The sequence below is a fragment of the Gemmiger sp. An120 genome (assembly GCF_002160955.1).
GTDB lineage: Bacteria > Bacillota > Clostridia > Oscillospirales > Ruminococcaceae > Gemmiger_A > Gemmiger_A avium.
In genome coordinates this window covers 1-566 of record NZ_NFLN01000050.1, presented here as the reverse complement: position 1 = coordinate 566, position 566 = coordinate 1, and the positions used below count along the sequence as shown (strand labels likewise).

Here is a 566-nt window from a genome sequence, read left to right as displayed (position 1 = left end):
TACGGCGGCTACCTGAAGCTGGCGCTGGAGTTCCCCGAGTTCATGGAGTACATCCAGTCGGTCTGCGACGAGTTCCGTCTGCTGTACCAGAACATCAAGGGCACCACCCCCTACTGCGTCAAGACCGTGGCGGTGCTGAACGCCTGGGGCAAGTGCCGCAGCTGGGGCTGCCACATGGTGCACCATGCGCTGTACCAGAAGCAGAACTACAGCTACGCCGGCGTGATCGAGGCGCTCTCCGGCGCGCCGTTTGATGTGAAGTTCATCAGCTTTGAGGACATCAAGGCCGATCCCGCCATCCTGGACGGCATCGACGTGATCATCAACGTGGGCGACGGCGACACCGCCCACACCGGCGGCCTCTACTGGGAGGACGAAACCATCGCCAGCGCCATCAAGGGCTTTGTGCACCGGGGCGGCGGCATCATCGGCGTGGGCGAGCCCGCTGGTCACCAGTACCAGGGCCGTTACCTGCAGCTGGCCGGCGTGATGGGCGTGGAGAAGGAGACCGGCTTCACCCTGAACTACGACAAGTACAACTGGGACGAGCATCCGGATCACTTCAT

Annotated in this window: 1 protein-coding gene; it reads left to right on the top strand. The window is 62.9% G+C overall.

Going from position 1 to position 566, the window contains the following annotated elements:
• A partial coding sequence (locus B5E65_RS15935) for a lacto-N-biose phosphorylase central domain-containing protein (protein WP_275532890.1) occupies positions 1-566 on the top strand: 566 nt, incomplete at both ends.